Source organism: Bacteroidales bacterium, from assembly GCA_035647615.1.
Lineage (GTDB): Bacteria > Bacteroidota > Bacteroidia > Bacteroidales > 4484-276 > SABY01.
Map to the genome: position 1 here is coordinate 64,096 of DASRND010000017.1, position 17,253 is coordinate 81,348.

Here is a 17,253-nt window from a genome sequence, read left to right on the forward strand (position 1 = left end):
CTTTTGTCGAACTATAATTAGTGTGATCAAACCAAACTTTTCAGGAGACCTATTAGGGATCGATGCCGCTGAATTGGATTGAAATAAAAAGAAGTACAAACTTTTAAAAACTATGAATCATGATCAAACCAACAGACGGCGCTGCCAAAACAGATGAAAAAATTGATGATAAAGTATTAAGGAGGAAGGAATTAGAACATGAAAAATCAAAATCCTTTATCATCGTGGAAATTATTGAGTATGTCCCCAATTCAGTTGTGATTAAAACAATCATCAAAAAGACAACAGGAAATGTTACTGTATCGTCATTTGATACCGGGGAAGCACTAACCGAAAAAACCTCTCCATTTGATACATTTATTCAGGTGATTGATGGAAAAGCTGAGATTGTCATTGATGGGAATTTCAATTTGCTCAACACCGGAGAATCTATTATTATCCCTGCGCATTCCCGAAATATTATCAAAGCCAGTGAGCGGTTCAAAATGATTTCTACGATTATCAAGAGCGGATATGATGAAGTAATCTAAGGTGTTGCAAGAAGTCAAGTCTATCAAAATTAATAACAGTAAAAACAACAAGATGAATCTGAAAGACAGAGGAGTCGGTTTAATAAATAAAAATTGAAATAATGAAAACGAAGTTTATTTTAACAACAATTGCTTTACTCATGTTTTCCGGCTTTGCCTTTAGCCAAAGCCCTTTGCCAGTTGGTAAAGCTCAACTTAATCTTGGAGTTGGCTTCTCAAGTTGGGGCGTCCCGTTTTATATTGGAATAGATTACAGTGTTCACAAGGATATTACGATTGGCGGTGAATTTTCTTATCGTTCTTACAATGATGATTGGGACAATCATAAATATCATCACAATGTAATGGGATTCGCGGGTAATGGGAATTATCACTTTAACAGTTTGTTGGATATTCCACAAAATTGGGACTTTTATGCTGGCCTAAACGTGGGCTTTTATGTATGGTCATCTCCCAAAGATTATCATGGAGACAACACTTCAGGTCTGGGTTTAGGCGCCCAGATTGGTGGCCGATATTATTTTAACGACAAAGTCGGCCTGAACCTTGAATTTGGTGGCGGCAATGCATTTTCCAGTGGCAAAATTGGCTTATCGATAAAACTTTAATGTTCCCACGGGTATTTCATCCAGTTGATCGACAACAACTACATTGTTCCCAAAATTGTGGCCTCCAAAGTAAAAGTCAATGCCCTTGTTTCTATTATTGTCATACTGGCATTTGGAGCTTTATGGGGTATTCCGGGGATGTTTGTTTCAATCCCGCTCACAGCAATAGTTAAGGTCATCTTCGATCAAATCGATTCTTTAAAACCGTGGGGATTTCTATTGGGTGACACGATGCCGGATAGCGCAATTTTTAATATCAAAATCAAAAAGAAATAGCCAGCCTGCCCCTACAGCTCGGAGTTCTAATAGGCCTGGTGCAGAAAACTATTTATACACTAAAAAATGAAAAAGATAATCCCCATCATAAAAGTAAAGAGTTTCGCTACCGCGCAAACCATCAAACTCAGCGAAAAAACCATTGCAAAAACAAAAATAGCACATGGCTTTTTCTCTGAAGTGGGCAATATGTCCATGTTCATCGGGAGTATCTTCAAGGAAACCTTTTCTGTGCATTTTGAATTTAAAGAATTTCTTCGTCAATGTTTTGAAATAGGGAATAAGTCACTGCCGCTGGTTGCCATTACAGGTGCTATCATGGGCCTTGTACTCACCATTCAATCCCGTCCTCCTCTGGAAGATTTTGGCGCTGTAACCATGCTTCCCGGTATGGTTGCAATATCTATTATTCGTGAAATTGGCCCGGTAATTACCGCCTTGATCTGTGCAGGTAAAATAGGTTCGGGAATGGGAGCCGAACTGGGATCGATGCGCGTGACCGAGCAAATTGATGCCATGGAAGTTTCTGCTACCAATCCTATCAAATTTCTGGTTGTGACGCGCGTCATTGCAGCCACTATCATGCTGCCCATCCTGGTGTTGTTTGCTGATGCCTTTGGACTTATGGGCAGTTGGGTCGGTTATAACATAAAAGGCGATATGAATCTTGTGTTATTCTTTTCCCGCGCATTCAGCGTCATCGATTTTTCAGACCTATTCCCTGCCATTATCAAAACCTTTTTCTTCGGAGCTGTGATAGGCGTTGTAGGATGCTACAAAGGATTCAACGCAGGCAGAGGAACTGAGAGTGTGGGGAAAGCTGCAAACTCAGCAGTAGTGCTGGCATCTTTACTTGTGATAGTTGTGGATATGATTGCTGTTCAAATAACTGATATGATGCAATGAAAAATTTAATATCAGATAGCATCATCGAAGCATCGGCCGGAAGCAAAGTCGACGATCCTGTGATTGAAATTAAAAACCTGAAAAAAAGCTTTGGAACACAGGATGTTTTGACAAATGTTTCCCTCAAACTTTTACCAGGTGAAAATCTTGTTGTGCTCGGAAAATCAGGATCAGGCAAGTCAGTTCTTATCAAGTGTATTGTCCGGTTATTGAATCCCGATGGAGGTACCATTGACGTACTCGGAACAGAAGTAAATTCATTAAACAAAAAACAACTAGGTGAATTAAGACAGAAAATTGGTTTCCTTTTCCAGAGTGGTGCCTTGTACGATTCTATGTCGGTGCGGCAAAATCTTGAATTCCCTTTGCGTAGGATTAAAAAACACATGACCAAAAAAGAGGTCAACGACAAGATACATGAGGCATTGGAAAATGTTGGGCTTGAGAGTGCTTTGGATAAAATGCCTTCGCAACTGTCAGGCGGAATGCGCAAACGGATAAGTCTGGCCCGCACCATTGTGGTGGATCCCCTGATCATGCTTTACGACGAACCTACAACGGGACTCGACCCGGTAACTTCTGATGAGATAAGTGCGCTTATCAATGCTGTTCAGAAAAAATATAAAACCTCTTCCATCATCATTACGCATGATATTGAATGTGCTCTGGCTACTGCCGATCGCGCTATAATGCTGAAGGATGGAGAAGTTTACACAGAAGGAAAGATCGAGGAATTTCAAAACTCGACAGATCCTTTAATAAAATCATTCTTCAAATAATTTAAGATTTACAGATATGAGCTCATCATCATTTAAAGTACGATTGGGATTGTTTGTTGCCGGAGGATTTGTACTCCTTATTCTGGGCATATTCCTGATTGGAAGACAGAAAAACTTATTCAATCCGGTGTTCAAGCTTACCACTACCTTCTATAATGTAAGCGGGTTGCAGGTTGGAAATAATGTCCGTTTTTCGGGTATTAATATTGGAACAGTTGACAAAATCAAAATTATCAACGATTCGACCATACAGGTTGGCATGATCATCAAAGAAGATGTACAGCAATTTATAAAAACAGACTGCCTGGCTACAATTGGTTCCGAGGGAATTATTGGCGATCGTGTTTTGATTATAACACAAGGTTCCGCCAACGCCGCGTCGGTCATAACAGGGCAAATACTTTTGTCGTCGGAGCCGGTTGAAATGGATGCCATTATTGCAAGCCTTCAAATATCAGCGGTAAATGCCGAGGTAATAACAAAACAGTTAGCCGAAATAATGATCGATGTCAACCACGGCAAAGGAACGATAGGAAGACTAATACAGGACTCGACCATTGCGGAAAACATCAGTGACATCATCATTAATTTTAAAGATATCAGCACGGGTGCAGAGGAAAAACTTACCATTATCATGGACAACCTGAATACAAACATTGATTCCATTATGGCCAGCCTCAATTTGACGGCGGCCAATACGGAGATGACTTCCGGGCAAATGAACGCGATCATGACGGAAATTAATGAAGGCGACGGTACCCTCGGATTGCTGGTGCGGGATACTGCCATGTCGGGGGATCTTAGCCAGACTTTTGAAAACTTGAAAGAGAGCAGTAAAAGCCTGAGTGAAAATTTGACAGCACTAAAAAATAGCTTTCTTCTCAGGGGATATTTCAAAAGACAGGAAAAGAAGAAAAGAAAGGAAGAAGAGAAACAGCTTAAGATAAATCAAAATTTCCCTAAAGGTAATATAAAAGAAGAGGAGAAATAAGAACGATGGAATGCTGGAGGAGAATTAATTTTTTTTTAAAAGCTCTGATATAAAATGCTGGGTTCAATTTTAATTAAAAATGTCAATAAGCTCCTCCCCTTTCACCCCCCAGTCCGCCGGCTGGCGGAGGAGCAGCCAACGCACAAGCGAAAGTGTGCGTGAGACTTCTCCGCCGGCTGGCGGAAATGAGGGGTAGCGTGGGCAATTTGATTGGGGCTGATAAAAAAACTAAATAGTTAAGAACAACAAGACATTACATGAAACGGGATAGGCTATGTACGTCAGAGTATTATTTATCGTGTTTTTCGCCTCATACTTTATCGGGCAGGTACATGCACAAGAACCTGTTCCCGTTGCTGATTCGGCTATGGTCACACGCGATTCGTTGCGGGCTGTCAGGGATTCTATAAGGATTGAAAATGATTCGATACGCTATGGTGCCATCGAAGGCTTCTCAAAAAAGAAAAGATTCACCAAATTTCTCTATCGCTTATTACTAAAAGAAGCTCCAGCCGAGAAAACCCGAAAAGCAAAAAGGAGTAAAAGTATTGTACCGAAACCTTATTTGAAGAATGAAGGGAAGATTGTCAGAGATATTCATGTAGTTACATTCGATCCTTTTGGCCATTACGTCCAGGATACCTCTTTGCATCCGAAGAGTTGGCTGATGAAAACAGGCAACGCACTGCATGTAAAGACGAAGGAGACGACCATCCAAAACATGTTGCTATTCCGAAAAGGTGACCGCTATGATTCTTTGGCAGTGCAGGAATCAGAGCGACTGATCCGATCCCAAAAATATCTGCGGGACGTTGAACTCTTTACAATGCCCGCTTCCAAAGGTTCTGACTCGCTCGATGTATATGTCTGGACATGGGACGTATGGAGCTTAGTCCCGGGTTTCGACCTTTCGGGTAATTCCACTATATTGGATTTAACGGATAATAATTTAGCCGGCCTGGGGCATCGCTTCCGGACAGACCTAAAATGGGACAAACCTACGGGCACCAATTTTACACGCTTCAGCTATTTGGTTCCCAATATCAAAGCCTCATACATAAGCGCCAGAGCCGAATATTATTTTTCCGACAATACGTATCTTTTACGAACCATTGCCTTTGAAAGGAATTTTTATTCCCCATTGACAAAATGGGCAGGGGGCATTTTTTTTGGGCAACAGATCGCTTCGGTTTCCTATGTTCAGCAAGACACCATTCTTCACGTATCCGCGCGCAACAATATCCAGGACTACTGGGGTGCATGGTCATATCAATTGTTTAAAGGAAATTCGGTAAAGGACCGAACCAGTAATCTTATCCTGTCGGGACGGCTGCTTGTAGATAAATATCCGGAAAAATCCGGGGAATCGATGCCTGCAAATGTATTCAACAGCCAAACTGTTTTGTTTGCCGGCATAGGTTTTACTTCGCGGCAATATATCCGCGACAGGTACATTTTTGAATTTGGAAAAATTGAGTTCGTACCGATAGGGCGGTCTTTTGGCATAACAGGAGGTTTCGATGTTAAGCAGCAGGACCGCTGGTATCTGGGATTGCAGGCCGCATGGGGTAATTATTATCGGTTTGGCTACCTGAGCACGCATCTCGAATATGGTACATTTATAAAAGGATCAAGCTTTCAGCAGAGTGTGTTCACCGGTCGGTTAAATTACGGCACATCACTGTATCAATTGGGGAATTGGAAAGTAAGGCAGTTTTTTAAACCAACAGTAATTATTGGTTTAAACAGGTTTCCCGGTGATGACCTCACTTTTAAAGAAGATATGAAAGGTTTTGAAGAGCTTGCTTATAATGCCACAAGCATGGTGGTGCTAACGCTACAAACCCAAAGTTATGCTCCCTGGAATCTGATAGGCTTCCACTTTGGTCCTTATTTTTTCGCATCCCTGGGAATGCTTGGCGACGAATCAACAGGATTTAGCAGAAGCCGGCTCTATTCCTTTTTTGGTTTGGGCGTTTTAATAAAAAACGATTATTTGATCTTTAGCAACTTTCAGTTTTCGCTGGCATTTTATCCTTTTGTTCCAAGCAAAGGAGCGAGTATTTTCAAAACAAATTCATTTATAACCACAGATTATGGTTTCAGAGGTTTTGAGATATCAAAGCCTGCCGTAGTGACCTTCAATTAGGCTCAGACGTCTTCTAAATTATGCTTACGCTTTTGACTCAGATTCCTGAAGAAGGAAGGAGTTAACCCCGTAATCTTCTTGAACTGATTGGAAAGATGTGCTACACTGCTGTATCCAAGCTTGTAGGAAATCTCCGTAAGATTAAGCTCGTCATACAATATGAGTTCTTTTGCCTTTTCAATTTTGTTAATTATAATAAACTGCTGAATGGTAATACCTTTCACTTCCGAAAACGTATTGGCAAGATAGGTGTAATCGTATCCCATTTTTCTGCTGATGTAATCAGAATCATTTTCCTTAGGCACCTCATCAGAATAATGAATCATTTCCGTAATCACGTTTTTTACTTTTTCAATTAGAATTGCTTTCTTATCGTCCATTACCTCCAGGCCCGACTTTAACAGATTTACTTTCAACTGCTCGCGCTGTTCCACTGTTATATCCTCCAGAAAGTTAACCACGCCAAGATCGACCACGACATATTTCAGCCCCAGCTTTTTCAGCTCCTCCTTTACCATCATTATGCACCGGAGGCTCACCATGTATTTTACGTAAAGCTTCATTGCTGCAAAGGTATTATAGTTTTTTTAAAAAAAAATTTACTCCCCAACTGATTGATTTCTCATGTCATTTCCTTTCATTTTAATAACTTTTAACGCTGTCTCGGTGGCTAATTTATTTCTACGCAAGTGGTACTAAAGCAGATTATTTAATTTTGCCAAAACGGAACAAAATTTCTAACGACAAAACTCAATCAGCTATGCATAAAGAAATTCCAAATCACTACCAGCGTATTGCAGAACAATATCCTGAATTTTTAAAGGCAGTCGAAAACTTGGGCGCAGCCACCAAAGGTGCGGGAACACTGAGCGAAAAAAAGGCCAATCTGGTGCAACTGGCCGCGGCCGTTGCCATCCGCAGCGAAGGCGCCGTTCACAGCCATACACGGCAGCTTTTGCAATCCGGTAACGATGCCGCCGAAATCCGTCACGCCATCATCCTGCTCACCTCCACCATTGGCTTCCCGGCGGTGATGGCTGACCTTTCATGGGCCAACGATGTAATCAGGGAATTTGAATAAAGCTAATCCACGAACACTTTGGTAAAATCGTAAGTGGTATATTCAAGCCTGTCGGCTACCTTGAGGGTAAATCCGTGTACCTGCCCATCTTTCACAACAAAAGGAAACACTTCGGTGCCCATGCGCGACGGATAATAGGTGCACAAAAACCTGTCGCCGGAAAGATGCTGCAAAGTTGCTTTCAGGTCGGGATTATGTTCGAACTGGATCAGCAACGAATCGCCCGATACGCTTACGCGGATGCTCCCGTAGATTTCATTATGGTAGGGACCGGAAAACACATTGAGCGGCAACGAAGGCTGGAAATTCATCGCCACCGTATCGCGCCATTGTTGAATTTGTTGGTTTGCATTGTGCTGCCGCCGATTGTAAAGCTGCAAATATCGGCTGCTGTAATTGCCAAAAGGTTTATCAAGAAAAGCGTCGAGAATTTCGTCTTTCAACGCATCGTAAAACCAATTCTCGTCGGAGTTGGTTAACACCACGATGCCGAGATTCATTTCCGGAACCAACGTAACGCCTGTAAAAAAACCCAATATGCCACCGCCATGCGAAACCACTTCCACCTCTTTGTATTCATCGATGGACCAGCCGAGTCCATAAAATGAGTTGCGCCTCTGGATGGTTTGTGGATAACGTGTTTTGCGAATTACTTCATAAGGAATTACCTGTCGACCCTCGTAGCGACCGCTGTCGAGCTGGGCAATAGCCCAATGGCTAAGATCATTTACCGACGAACTCATCGAAGCCGCCGGACCGATCACATCGATGTTTGTATGTGGAAATACCGTGAGTACACCTTGCTGAAGCGTATGCGCAGAAGCTATATTTTGTTGCTGTTGCAAATTTTCTGAGAGCATCAATGTGCGATTCATGTCGAGCGGCTGCAGCAACTGGTTTTCGATAAAATTATTCCACGGCTTTCCTGTGATACTTTCGATACATTGGCCTGCCCAAAAATAGCCTGCATTGCAATAGCCGTAACGCTCACGAAATTCGTATTGGGGAATTATTAAAGGGAACTTTTCGTAAATCTCTTCGGTTTTCAGATTGGAATAAAAGTACAGAAAGTCGCGCTGAAAAGTACCCAGCCCCAGCCGGTGCGAAAGCACATCGGCAATGGCGACATGCTGTGTCACCCAGGGATCGTTCATGGCAAAGCCGGGCACATGATCCACTACTTTGTCGGTGATTTTGCATTTTTTCTGATGCTCGAGCATGGCCACTGCGGTGGCTGTAAATGATTTGGTATTGCTGGCGATCATAAAAAGCGTATTGGCATCCACCGAATCGGGCAGGCGATGATCGCGCAATCCATAACCTTTGGCCACGAGCACCTTGCCGTCTTTAACAATGGCCACCGCCACTCCGGGCAGGTTCCAGTCGGCTAAAGCATCGAGCACGTATTGGTCGAGATGCTCACTTACAAATTCAGGAACAGCGGCAGACTGCTGCGCCTGCGCGGTGATTCCGACGCTAATCAGCAGCAAGGAAAGGGATAGTAAAAAGTAGTAGTGTTTCATTTTTGATAAATAAATATTACAGTTTTAAATAGAACATCCTTTTCGGGCTTCAAAATTAGCAATATCACCGAAAACATTTAAAACAATCACTTACCAAACCCATGCGTTGCCCGGTTCGTCACGAAGATTTGAGGAAATCGACATTATGAGGGATTTGCCTTTCGGCATGAAACGCTTACTTTTGCAAATCCAAAAAAATAATCATTGAACACAGCAGAGATTCTCGAACATTATACCAGCAACAGCCAGGTACGGCAGATGGCCGAACTGCTGCTACAAGAGCAGTTACAGCGGGTGCATCTGTCGGGCGGCAAGGGATCGCAACGCGCTTTTGTAGCTGCCAGCGTGATGCAAACTCTCAAAGGCACGCAGGTTTTTGTCCTTCCCGACAAGGAATCGGCAGCCTATTTTCATAATGATCTGGAAAGCCTCTTTGGCGAGCGCGACAAAGAATACAGCAGACGCAAGGTGCTCTTTTTCCCTACCTCTTACAAAAGGCCTTATGAAATAGAAAAAACGGATGCTTCCAATATTTTGCTGCGCAGCGAGGTGCTCAACAAGCTGCACGGACGGAAGCACAACTTTGCCGTTGTAACCTATCCCGAGGCGCTGGCCGAAAAAGTGGTGACCAAACTGGTGGTCGCCAAAAATACGCTGAACATTAAAAAAGGCGACCGCCTCACGCTGGAGTTTACGCAGGAAGCGCTTGCCGATCTAAAATTTGACCTTGTGGATTTTGTGGTAGAACCCGGACAATATGCTGTTCGCGGCGGCATCATCGACATCTTTTCTTTTTCGAGCGACTACCCGTACCGCATCGAATTTTTTGGTGATGAGATCGAATCCATCCGCACTTTTGAGCCGGGCAATCAGCTCTCGCTAACAATGCACAACAGCGTATCGGTGATGCCCGACCTGCAGAAACGCGACCAGAGCGAGGAGAAAATTCCTTTTACATCCTTCGTAGCCGCCGGCACCACTTTCTGGTTCGACGATATGCATTATACCTTTGAAAGGATGAATCTGGAGATGGACAAAGCGCTGGAAGCTTTCGATATTTCTGTATTAAAAATAAAAACCGATCCGCACCAATTCTTTATTAATGGCGACACTTTCGTAGCTCAGGTGCTGGAGTTTTCGGTTGTCGAATTTGGTACCGCCACCATGCTCGACGCCACCGCCAACTTCCATTTCGATGTGTTTCCGCAGCCCTCTTTCAACAAGAATTTCGATCTTTTTATAAAACAGTTACACCAAAACACGCTTAACGGCCTCGACAATATAATATTTGCAACCAGCCTGAAGCAGGTGGAGCGGCTGAATGCCATCCTGAGCGACGCCATCAAAAAAGACAACACTCCAAGCCATCTCGAATACGAAGCCATTGCTTTGCCGGTGCACGAAGGCTTTATGGACAACACGCTTAAGCTGGCGCTATTTACCGATCATCAGATTTTTGACCGGTACCACCGTTTTCATCTTCGCGAAAGCAACAAAGGACGTCAGGCGCTGACGCTAAAAGAAATTTACGACCTGCAGCCCGGCGACTTCGTTACACACATCGACCATGGCGTTGGGCGCTTCGATGGTCTCGAAACGGTGGATAATCAAGGCAAAGAGCAGGAAGCCATACGTTTGGTGTACCAAAATGGCGATCTGCTTTATGTGAGCATCCACTCGCTGCATCGTATTTCTAAGTTTGTAGGAAAAGAAGGGATGCCGCCGACACTCAACAGATTGGGTTCAAATAATTGGAACCGCCTGAAGGAGCGCACCCGGAAAAAGGTGAAGGACATCGCCCGCGAGCTGATCAAGCTTTATGCTGAACGGAAGCGTGCCAAAGGCTTTTCCTTTGCACCCGACTCCTACCTGCAGCACGAGCTGGAAGCATCGTTTATTTACGAAGATACTCCCGACCAATACACGGCCACGCAGGACGCCAAAAGCGACATGGAAAAAGAATATCCGATGGACCGGCTGGTTTGTGGTGATGTAGGATTTGGAAAAACAGAAGTGGCCATGCGCACCGCTTTCAAAGCAGTTACCGACAGCAAACAGGTGGCTGTAATGGTGCCCACCACCATCCTAGCTTTGCAACATTATAAAACTTTCAAAAAACGACTTAAAGACTTTCCTGTAAACGTCGAATACATCAACCGCTTCAAGTCGGCCAAAGAGCAGTCGCGCATTATCGAAGAGCTGGAAGAAGGCAAAATTGATATCCTCATCGGCACCCACAAGCTGGTGTCAAAAAAAATAAAATTCCGCGACCTGGGGCTGCTCGTCATCGACGAGGAGCAGAAATTTGGTGTAAGTGTAAAAGAAAAGCTCAAGCAAATGAAGGTGAATGTGGACACGCTCACCCTCACCGCCACGCCCATTCCGCGCACGTTGCAGTTTTCGCTGATGGGTGCCCGCGACCTTTCGGTAATCAACACACCGCCGCCCAACCGCATCCCCATCCATACCGAAGTGCGCGGCTTTGGCGAAGAGGTCATCAGCGAGGCCATCAATTACGAAGTGTCGCGCAACGGGCAGGTTTATTTTGTGCACAACCGCGTACAAAATATCGCCGAAGTAGCCGACATGCTCCGCAAGTTTTGTCCCGGCGTAAAAATCGGAATTGGCCACGGGCAGATGGACGGGAAACATCTGGAACAGGTGATGCTCGACTTTATCGAAGGCGACTACGATGTGCTGGTAGCTACCACCATCATCGAAAACGGGCTCGACATTCCCAACGCCAACACCATCATCATCAACGACGCCCAGAACTTCGGCCTGAGCGACCTGCACCAACTACGCGGGCGCGTGGGACGTGCCAACAAGCAAGCTTTTTGCTACCTGCTTTCCCCGCCACTGTCCTCCCTCACCACCGAAGCCCGCAAACGCTTGAAAGCCATCGAGGAATTTTCTAATCTTGGAAGTGGCTTCAACATCGCCATGCGTGACCTCGACATCCGTGGCGCCGGAAACCTGCTGGGCGCCGAACAAAGTGGTTTTATCTCCGACATCGGCTACGAGATGTACCACAAAATTTTGGATGAAGCCATGCTTGAGCTGCGCGAAGAGGAATTTAAAGATGTCTTCAGCGATCAGCCCCCACGCGACTTCGTTACCGACTGCCAGATAGAAACCGACCTGCAAATTCTTATCCCGAAAGATTATGTAGCTGTAACCACCGAGCGACTTAGCCTTTATAAGGAACTCGACAACGTGGCCAGCGAAGAAGCGCTGCAACGTTTTGCTAAGCGCCTCACCGACCGCTTTGGAGCTTTCCCTGCCGAAGTGGACTCGCTCTTCGATACGATCCGCGTGCGCTGGATAGCCCGCAAGATAGGTCTTGAAAAAGTAGTTTTGAAAAATGAAAAAATGATTGGATATTTTGTGGGAACCCAGGAGTCGGGGTATTACCAGTCGGAGGCTTTTGGATTCGTCCTCAACTACATGAAAAATAACCCGGTGGCTTTTCGCATGCACCAGACAGAAAGCAAGCTGCGGCTGATTTTCGACAAAGTGCCCGATGTAGCCACAGCGCTCAAAAAACTACAACCGCTCCTCAAGTCTGGCCAGGAAGTGCCAGCTTAGTCTTTGGGATTGTCGTCCGGTTTCTCGTCGTCTTTTACACCATCTTTAAATTCTTTGATACCCTTGCCGATGCCACGCATCAGTTCCGGTATTTTGCGTCCGCCGAAAAGCAGCAGAATCACTACCAGAATAACGATGATCTCGAAAGCTCCGGGCGCCCAAGCGGTGATGATATGGTAATTCATAAAGATGAATTTTTATGTGTGGATGGCAAAGATAGAAAATTACGGAAGAAAGGCGCAAAGAGCAAGGCGCAAAGAGCAAGGCGCAAGGCGCAAAGAGCAGGACGCAAGGCGCATAGAGCAGGGCGCAAGGCGCATAGAGCAGGGCGCAAGGCGTAAAGAGCAAGGCGCAAGGCGCATAGAGCAGAGCCTTTCCCCGTCGAATCTCCGATTCCGTAGCCCAGCAATTCATGGCTGGGATTTGAAGCGATCAAACAATTCTTTTTTTCAGGGCGTTTACGCCCTTACAGAATTTCAATTTTGTGCACCATTCGTTACGAAATTTGATTAATAATTGATTTATGAAAAGGGCATAAATGCCCTGAACTTTTCCTTAAATCGTCTCGAAAACTCAGGCTTAAAACCTGGGCTACGGAAAGAATTACAACAATTAATATCAGAACTAAATCACTTTAAACCGAGACTTCCACGGCCTTCCTTAAAGCAATCCGATCAATCTTTTGGTTAGGAGTTTCCGGGATTTTATTAATAAAAATAATTTCTTTGGGAATGGCAAACCGCTCCAATGCTTTAGAAATATTGGCTTTCAGTATTCGAGTATTTTCTACTTCCCACTTCTCATCTTCGATCACCAAAACCACTTTTTCACCCAGTCGTTCGTCGGCAACGCATGAAATGGCAAATCGCTTTGGAATAAAAGTTTCGATTTTCGCTTCGAGCACTTCTGGAAAAAGATTAATGCCACCGGAAATGATCATCTGATCGTAGCGCCCCAGGATACGGAAAGTGTCGGGAGTGAGCAGTTCAGCTACATCGTTGGTATGAACCGGCACTGAGGCAACATCCGGAGCGTCAATAATCAGCCGTTGGTGGCTGTCGGTAGAAATATTTACGCCCGGTAAGAGATGAAACACCTCGTCGGGAATCTGTCCGTTGAGCTGCTGCATGGCAATATGCGAAACGGTTTCTGTCATGCCATAGGTATGAAAAGTGCGGTTGGTCAAGGTTTTAATTTTATTTCTTAAAGCAAATCCAATGTCGCTGCCACCGATGATCAGGTTTCGGATATTGTTGAGTTTTGCTTCGCCAGCTTTGGTTTTTAATAATTCGTGTACCTGCAAAGGCACCATCGCGGCAAAATCGAAACGCGCATCAGGAATATTCTGCAGCGGGTTGTCTGCGGGTTCTGTGATGAAAAGATTCAGCTCAAGCGTCATCGCCCTTACGAGCATCATTTTGCCGGCAATATAATCTGCCGATAGGCAAAGCAAAGCACTGTCTCCTTTTTTTAAATCTAAAAATGCACCCGTTTTCAGCGCACTGTTCACCATGTGCTGCTTGCTAAGCTGCAACTGCTTTGGCTGGCCGCTGCTGCCGCTTGAAGGAACGATGATGTGGCTTTTGTCGTCGAGCCATTGCATTAGGAAACTGAAGATGCTCCGGCGCCAAGGTTCGGTTTGCTTCATCGACAGCTCTTCGGTGCAATAATCACGCAGCGCCTCGCCTTCGCGATATTTTCCTTGAAACGTTATTCCGTTGATATTTCTGTGATCGATCATTTTAAGTTTTTAAATCATTTTTCAATATTTGAATCGTGGCGTTTGGACGAGGCTGCGGTGGCTGCGGTGGCTGAACTTGTCGAAGCCAGCTTGTCGAAGCCCTCGTCCTGTTTATTTTTACAGACTGTACCTGTTCAATCAAAATTTGCAAAAAGCAGGCTAAGCCTGCAAAAATAGATTCAGCTTAGGCGGTGGTTGAGCGTTGGTTGGTTGGTGAGCGTAGTCGAACCAAGTCGAAACCAGCCTAAGCTGAACGCTAACAATGCTTCCTTCTGACTACTTTTCTAATGCCATCTGGGTTTTAAAATCCCAACATCTTTCCGGTTTATAAAAAAGTTGGCCTGATTCGATCTCAAGCGGAGACGGAATATTGTTAGTAAAAAGCTGTCCGGTGCCGAGGCCTTGCGGAATGGTTACATTTTTACGGAAAGTATATTGCGCAATGGCACTTAGCCCAACATTGCTTTCGAGCGCTGAGGTAATCCACCAACCAATGTTGCGCTCCGCCGCCAACGCTATCCATTCGTCACAGCCGGCCATGCCGCCGTGCAGCGAAGGTTTCAGAATGATATACTGCGGCTGCAAGGTGTCGAGCAGGTTTTCTTTTTCAGCGAAAGCGTTGACACCAATCAGCTCTTCGTCGAGCGCTATGGGCAACGGCGCGTGTTTACAAATTTCGGCCATCAATGGCCACTGCCCCTGCCGCACCGGCTGCTCGATACTATGCACATCCAATCTTGCGAGCTGCTGCAACTTTTCCATTGCGTCATCAGCACCAAAAGCGCCGTTGGCATCTACGCGTATCTCGATGGCAGCGGAATCATATTGCTTTCGCAATGCAGCAATCAGTTGCAACTCTCGATCAAAATCAATGGCGCCGATTTTTAATTTTATGCAACGATACCCTTGTTCTATTTTTTGCGAAAGCTGCTCCTGCATGTATTCTGCATCGCCCATCCAAATCAAACCATTGATGGGAATGCCAGCTCGGCCGGTCGTAAATTCAGAAGGGAACAACACCCGGTCAGCACCATTTTTTAAATCCAACAATGCCGTCTCCAGACCAAAACGCACCGAAGGAAAATCCTGCAACCCTTCACCGAGCCAAAATTTGTAGTTATTAATATCCTTACATACTTCATTTATTTTCGATTCCAGATCAGGACGGTCATCGCAACTAAGATTGGGCAAAGGCGCTATTTCGCCGATGCCGGTATAATCTGAAGAATCATTTTTTACAAAAATAAACCAACCCTCGCGCGTGGTCATAACGCCACGGGAAGTGCCTGCCGGACGATGAAAATGGAGCTGATATTTTTTAAACCAGGCTTTCATAAGGATATCATAATACCGGCGCCAAAAAGTAATACAAAAGCAAAAGTGGTGAGTGCCAGGTAGCGCAGGAACGGGTCGAGGCGGCGGTGTTCTTTGATGCGGAAAATAGCGATCAATTGAGAGGCAAACAGAGGCAATGTGAGCAAGTAAAGAAACTGCCAGGGCGACACGAAATTAAGCAATGTGTAGGCTATCCCAGCCGTCAAAGCAATGACAATGAGAAGCAGATGATAAATTTTGGCGTTGCGCTCTCCAAGCCTCACGGCAATGGTGTGTTTGTTTGAACGGCGGTCGTTGTCGATGTCGCGCAGGTTGTTGAGGTTAAGCACCCCGGTGCTGAGAAATCCTACTGAAATTGCCATCAGAAAAGTGTCGGCGTTTAGTTGGTGTGCGTTGAGATAATAGGTGCCCAATACGCCGGTAAGTCCGAAAAAGAGAAACACGAAAAGATCGCCAAATCCGCTGTAGCCATAAGCTGTGCGCCCGATGGTGTAGGTTATGGCTGCCGCAATGCTTGCGATGCCCAGCGCCAGAAAGAGCAGGACTTTCCAATTTGCAATTCCCAGACTCGAAACGATAAGAATAATTCCAGAAATCAGCGTAATCAAAGCCACCACTGCCACGGCCATTTTCATTTCAGCCACTTTAATGTTGCCGCTTTGCACGGTGCGCAGCGGCCCCAGCCGGTGTTCGTTGTCGGTACCTTTGAGCGAGTCGCCCAGATCGTTGGCCATGTTGGAGAGTATCTGCAGCAGCAAAGTGGTGACGAGCGCCCAGATGATAATTGAAATATTATACACGCGATCGGCCACAGCCATGAAACTGCCGGCCAGCGTGCTGGAGGCAGCCAGTGGCAAAGTGCGCAGCCGCGAGGCTGAAACCCACGATCTGAAAGTTGCCATTACGGGAATTTGGGATATTTACCAAAGTCGGGATCGCGCTTTTCGAGAAAGGCATGCTTGCCTTCCTGCGCTTCTTCGGTGAGATAATAAAGCAGCGTGGCGTTACCGGCAAATTCCTGCAAGCCCGCCTGTCCGTCGAGGTCGGCATTCAGACCCAGCTTGATCATGCGCAAAGCCATCGGGCTGCGCTGCATCATTATTTTTGCCCATTCTACCACCTCGTCTTCGAGCTGATCCTGCGGCACTACTTTGTTTACCATTCCCGTTTCCAAAGCTTCGACAGCACTGTACTGGCGGCACAAAAACCAAATCTCACGGGCTTTTTTCTGCCCCACGATGCTGGCCAGATACGACGAACCAAAACCGGCATCGAAGCTGCCCACTTTGGGGCCGGTTTGCCCAAAGATGGCGTTGTCGGAAGCAATGGTCAAATCGCAGATTACGTGCAGCACGTGGCCCCCACCAATGGCATAGCCGTTCACCATCGCAATAACGGGTTTGGGCAGCGAGCGAATTTGCTTTTGCACATCGAGCACGTTGAGGCGTGGCACCCCGTCTTTGCCAATGTAGCCGCCGTGGCCTTTCACATTTTGGTCGCCACCCGAGCAAAAGGCTTTGTCGCCGGCTCCTGTGAGTACCACCACCGCTATGCGCTGGTCTTCGCGGCACAGATGCAAGGCGTCACTCATCTCCGCCGTGGTGGTTGGCGTAAAAGCATTGTGGTAGCGCGGCCTGTTGATGGTGATGCGGCCAATACCTTCCCAGAAATCAAACAAAATTTCCTCGTATTCTTTTATCGTTGTCCAGTTTCTATTTTCCATGAGATAAAAAATTTTTATTAAAA

The 17,253-nt window shown here is 45.5% G+C and carries 16 protein-coding genes; 9 read left to right on the forward strand and 7 right to left on the reverse strand.

Annotation, left to right across the window (positions count from 1 at the left end):
• The first annotated feature begins 119 nt into the window (after nt 1-119).
• The 7 genes from VFC92_06230 to VFC92_06260 all read left to right on the forward strand — a co-directional run bounded on the left by VFC92_06230 (nt 120) and on the right by VFC92_06260 (nt 6,239).
• Entirely contained in the window at nt 120-530 is a 411-nt protein-coding gene (locus VFC92_06230; protein HZK07781.1) for a cupin domain-containing protein, read from the forward strand.
• 101 nt (nt 531-631) lie between these two features.
• Nucleotides 632-1,138, forward strand: a complete 507-nt coding sequence (locus VFC92_06235) for a hypothetical protein (GenBank protein ID HZK07782.1) — start codon at nt 632-634, stop codon at nt 1,136-1,138.
• 24 nt (nt 1,139-1,162) lie between these two features.
• A complete protein-coding gene (locus VFC92_06240; GenBank protein ID HZK07783.1) occupies nt 1,163-1,414 on the forward strand; it encodes an AI-2E family transporter in 252 nt (83 codons plus the stop codon).
• Nucleotides 1,415-1,480: 66 nt separating this feature from the next.
• A complete protein-coding gene (locus tag VFC92_06245) occupies nt 1,481-2,320 on the forward strand; it encodes an ABC transporter permease (protein ID HZK07784.1) in 840 nt (279 codons plus the stop codon).
• A complete protein-coding gene (locus VFC92_06250; protein HZK07785.1) occupies nt 2,317-3,099 on the forward strand; it encodes an ATP-binding cassette domain-containing protein in 783 nt (260 codons plus the stop codon). Before VFC92_06245 ends, VFC92_06250 begins: the two co-directional genes overlap by 4 nt.
• Nucleotides 3,100-3,115: 16 nt before the next feature.
• Nucleotides 3,116-4,090 (forward strand): MlaD family protein, encoded by a 975-nt coding sequence (locus tag VFC92_06255; protein HZK07786.1) that lies wholly within the window; start codon nt 3,116-3,118, stop codon nt 4,088-4,090.
• A 274-nt stretch (nt 4,091-4,364) separates the two neighbouring features.
• Nucleotides 4,365-6,239: a hypothetical protein gene (locus VFC92_06260; protein ID HZK07787.1), complete on the forward strand. Its 1,875-nt coding sequence runs from the start codon at nt 4,365-4,367 to the stop codon at nt 6,237-6,239.
• A gap of 2 nt (nt 6,240-6,241) precedes the next feature.
• Here the strand turns inward: VFC92_06260 and VFC92_06265 are convergent, their stop codons facing one another.
• Nucleotides 6,242-6,802 carry an AraC family transcriptional regulator gene (locus VFC92_06265; GenBank protein ID HZK07788.1) on the reverse strand — a complete coding sequence of 187 codons (561 nt, stop codon included), beginning with the start codon at nt 6,800-6,802 and terminating at the stop codon, nt 6,242-6,244.
• A gap of 197 nt (nt 6,803-6,999) precedes the next feature.
• Between VFC92_06265 and VFC92_06270 the strand changes: the two genes are divergently transcribed.
• A complete protein-coding gene (locus VFC92_06270; GenBank protein HZK07789.1) occupies nt 7,000-7,320 on the forward strand; it encodes a carboxymuconolactone decarboxylase family protein in 321 nt (106 codons plus the stop codon).
• A gap of 2 nt (nt 7,321-7,322) precedes the next feature.
• Here VFC92_06270 and VFC92_06275 read toward each other — a convergent pair whose 3' ends face one another.
• Nucleotides 7,323-8,843 carry a serine hydrolase gene (locus tag VFC92_06275; GenBank protein ID HZK07790.1) on the reverse strand — a complete coding sequence of 507 codons (1,521 nt, stop codon included), beginning with the start codon at nt 8,841-8,843 and terminating at the stop codon, nt 7,323-7,325.
• 204 nt (nt 8,844-9,047) lie between these two features.
• Here VFC92_06275 and mfd point away from each other — a divergent pair, with 204 nt between their 5' ends.
• On the forward strand, nt 9,048-12,431 hold the full coding sequence (gene mfd, locus VFC92_06280) for a transcription-repair coupling factor (protein ID HZK07791.1): 3,384 nt from the start codon (nt 9,048-9,050) through the stop codon (nt 12,429-12,431).
• Here the strand turns inward: mfd and tatA are convergent.
• The 5 genes from tatA to menB form a co-directional block, all read right to left on the reverse strand.
• Entirely contained in the window at nt 12,428-12,616 is a 189-nt protein-coding gene (tatA, locus tag VFC92_06285; GenBank protein HZK07792.1) for a twin-arginine translocase TatA/TatE family subunit, read from the reverse strand. The two genes, mfd and tatA, sit on opposite strands and share 4 nt — an antisense overlap.
• 449 nt (nt 12,617-13,065) lie before the next feature.
• Complete coding sequence (locus tag VFC92_06290; GenBank protein ID HZK07793.1) at nt 13,066-14,172, reverse strand: AMP-binding protein; 1,107 nt, start codon at nt 14,170-14,172, stop codon at nt 13,066-13,068.
• Between the two features lie 276 nt (nt 14,173-14,448).
• Nucleotides 14,449-15,507, reverse strand: a complete 1,059-nt coding sequence (gene menC, locus VFC92_06295; GenBank protein ID HZK07794.1) for an o-succinylbenzoate synthase — start codon at nt 15,505-15,507, stop codon at nt 14,449-14,451.
• Nucleotides 15,504-16,409 (reverse strand): 1,4-dihydroxy-2-naphthoate octaprenyltransferase, encoded by a 906-nt coding sequence (gene menA, locus VFC92_06300; protein HZK07795.1) that lies wholly within the window; start codon nt 16,407-16,409, stop codon nt 15,504-15,506. The genes menC and menA overlap by 4 nt, the downstream gene beginning before the upstream one ends.
• Nucleotides 16,409-17,230, reverse strand: coding sequence for a 1,4-dihydroxy-2-naphthoyl-CoA synthase (gene menB, locus VFC92_06305; GenBank protein ID HZK07796.1), 822 nt, complete (start codon nt 17,228-17,230; stop codon nt 16,409-16,411). Before menB ends, menA begins: the two co-directional genes overlap by 1 nt.
• Between the last annotated feature and the right edge of the window lie 23 nt (nt 17,231-17,253).

Excerpts from the sequence above, each read along its gene's own strand:
- VFC92_06275 (HZK07790.1), bottom strand. The coding sequence starts at position 8,843 with ATGAAACACTACTACTTTTTACTATCCCTTTCCTTGCTGCTGATTAGC.
- VFC92_06250 (HZK07785.1), top strand. The coding sequence starts at position 2,317 with ATGAAAAATTTAATATCAGATAGCATCATCGAAGCATCGGCCGGAAGC.
- VFC92_06230 (HZK07781.1), top strand. The coding sequence starts at position 120 with ATGATCAAACCAACAGACGGCGCTGCCAAAACAGATGAAAAAATTGAT.
- VFC92_06290 (HZK07793.1), bottom strand. The coding sequence starts at position 14,172 with ATGATCGATCACAGAAATATCAACGGAATAACGTTTCAAGGAAAATAT.
- menB (HZK07796.1), bottom strand. The coding sequence starts at position 17,230 with ATGGAAAATAGAAACTGGACAACGATAAAAGAATACGAGGAAATTTTG.
- menA (HZK07795.1), bottom strand. The coding sequence starts at position 16,409 with ATGGCAACTTTCAGATCGTGGGTTTCAGCCTCGCGGCTGCGCACTTTG.
- VFC92_06235 (HZK07782.1), top strand. The coding sequence starts at position 632 with ATGAAAACGAAGTTTATTTTAACAACAATTGCTTTACTCATGTTTTCC.
- VFC92_06255 (HZK07786.1), top strand. The coding sequence starts at position 3,116 with ATGAGCTCATCATCATTTAAAGTACGATTGGGATTGTTTGTTGCCGGA.
- tatA (HZK07792.1), bottom strand. The coding sequence starts at position 12,616 with ATGAATTACCATATCATCACCGCTTGGGCGCCCGGAGCTTTCGAGATC.
- menC (HZK07794.1), bottom strand. The coding sequence starts at position 15,507 with ATGAAAGCCTGGTTTAAAAAATATCAGCTCCATTTTCATCGTCCGGCA.
- VFC92_06245 (HZK07784.1), top strand. The coding sequence starts at position 1,481 with ATGAAAAAGATAATCCCCATCATAAAAGTAAAGAGTTTCGCTACCGCG.
- VFC92_06260 (HZK07787.1), top strand. The coding sequence starts at position 4,365 with ATGTACGTCAGAGTATTATTTATCGTGTTTTTCGCCTCATACTTTATC.
- VFC92_06265 (HZK07788.1), bottom strand. The coding sequence starts at position 6,802 with ATGAAGCTTTACGTAAAATACATGGTGAGCCTCCGGTGCATAATGATG.
- VFC92_06270 (HZK07789.1), top strand. The coding sequence starts at position 7,000 with ATGCATAAAGAAATTCCAAATCACTACCAGCGTATTGCAGAACAATAT.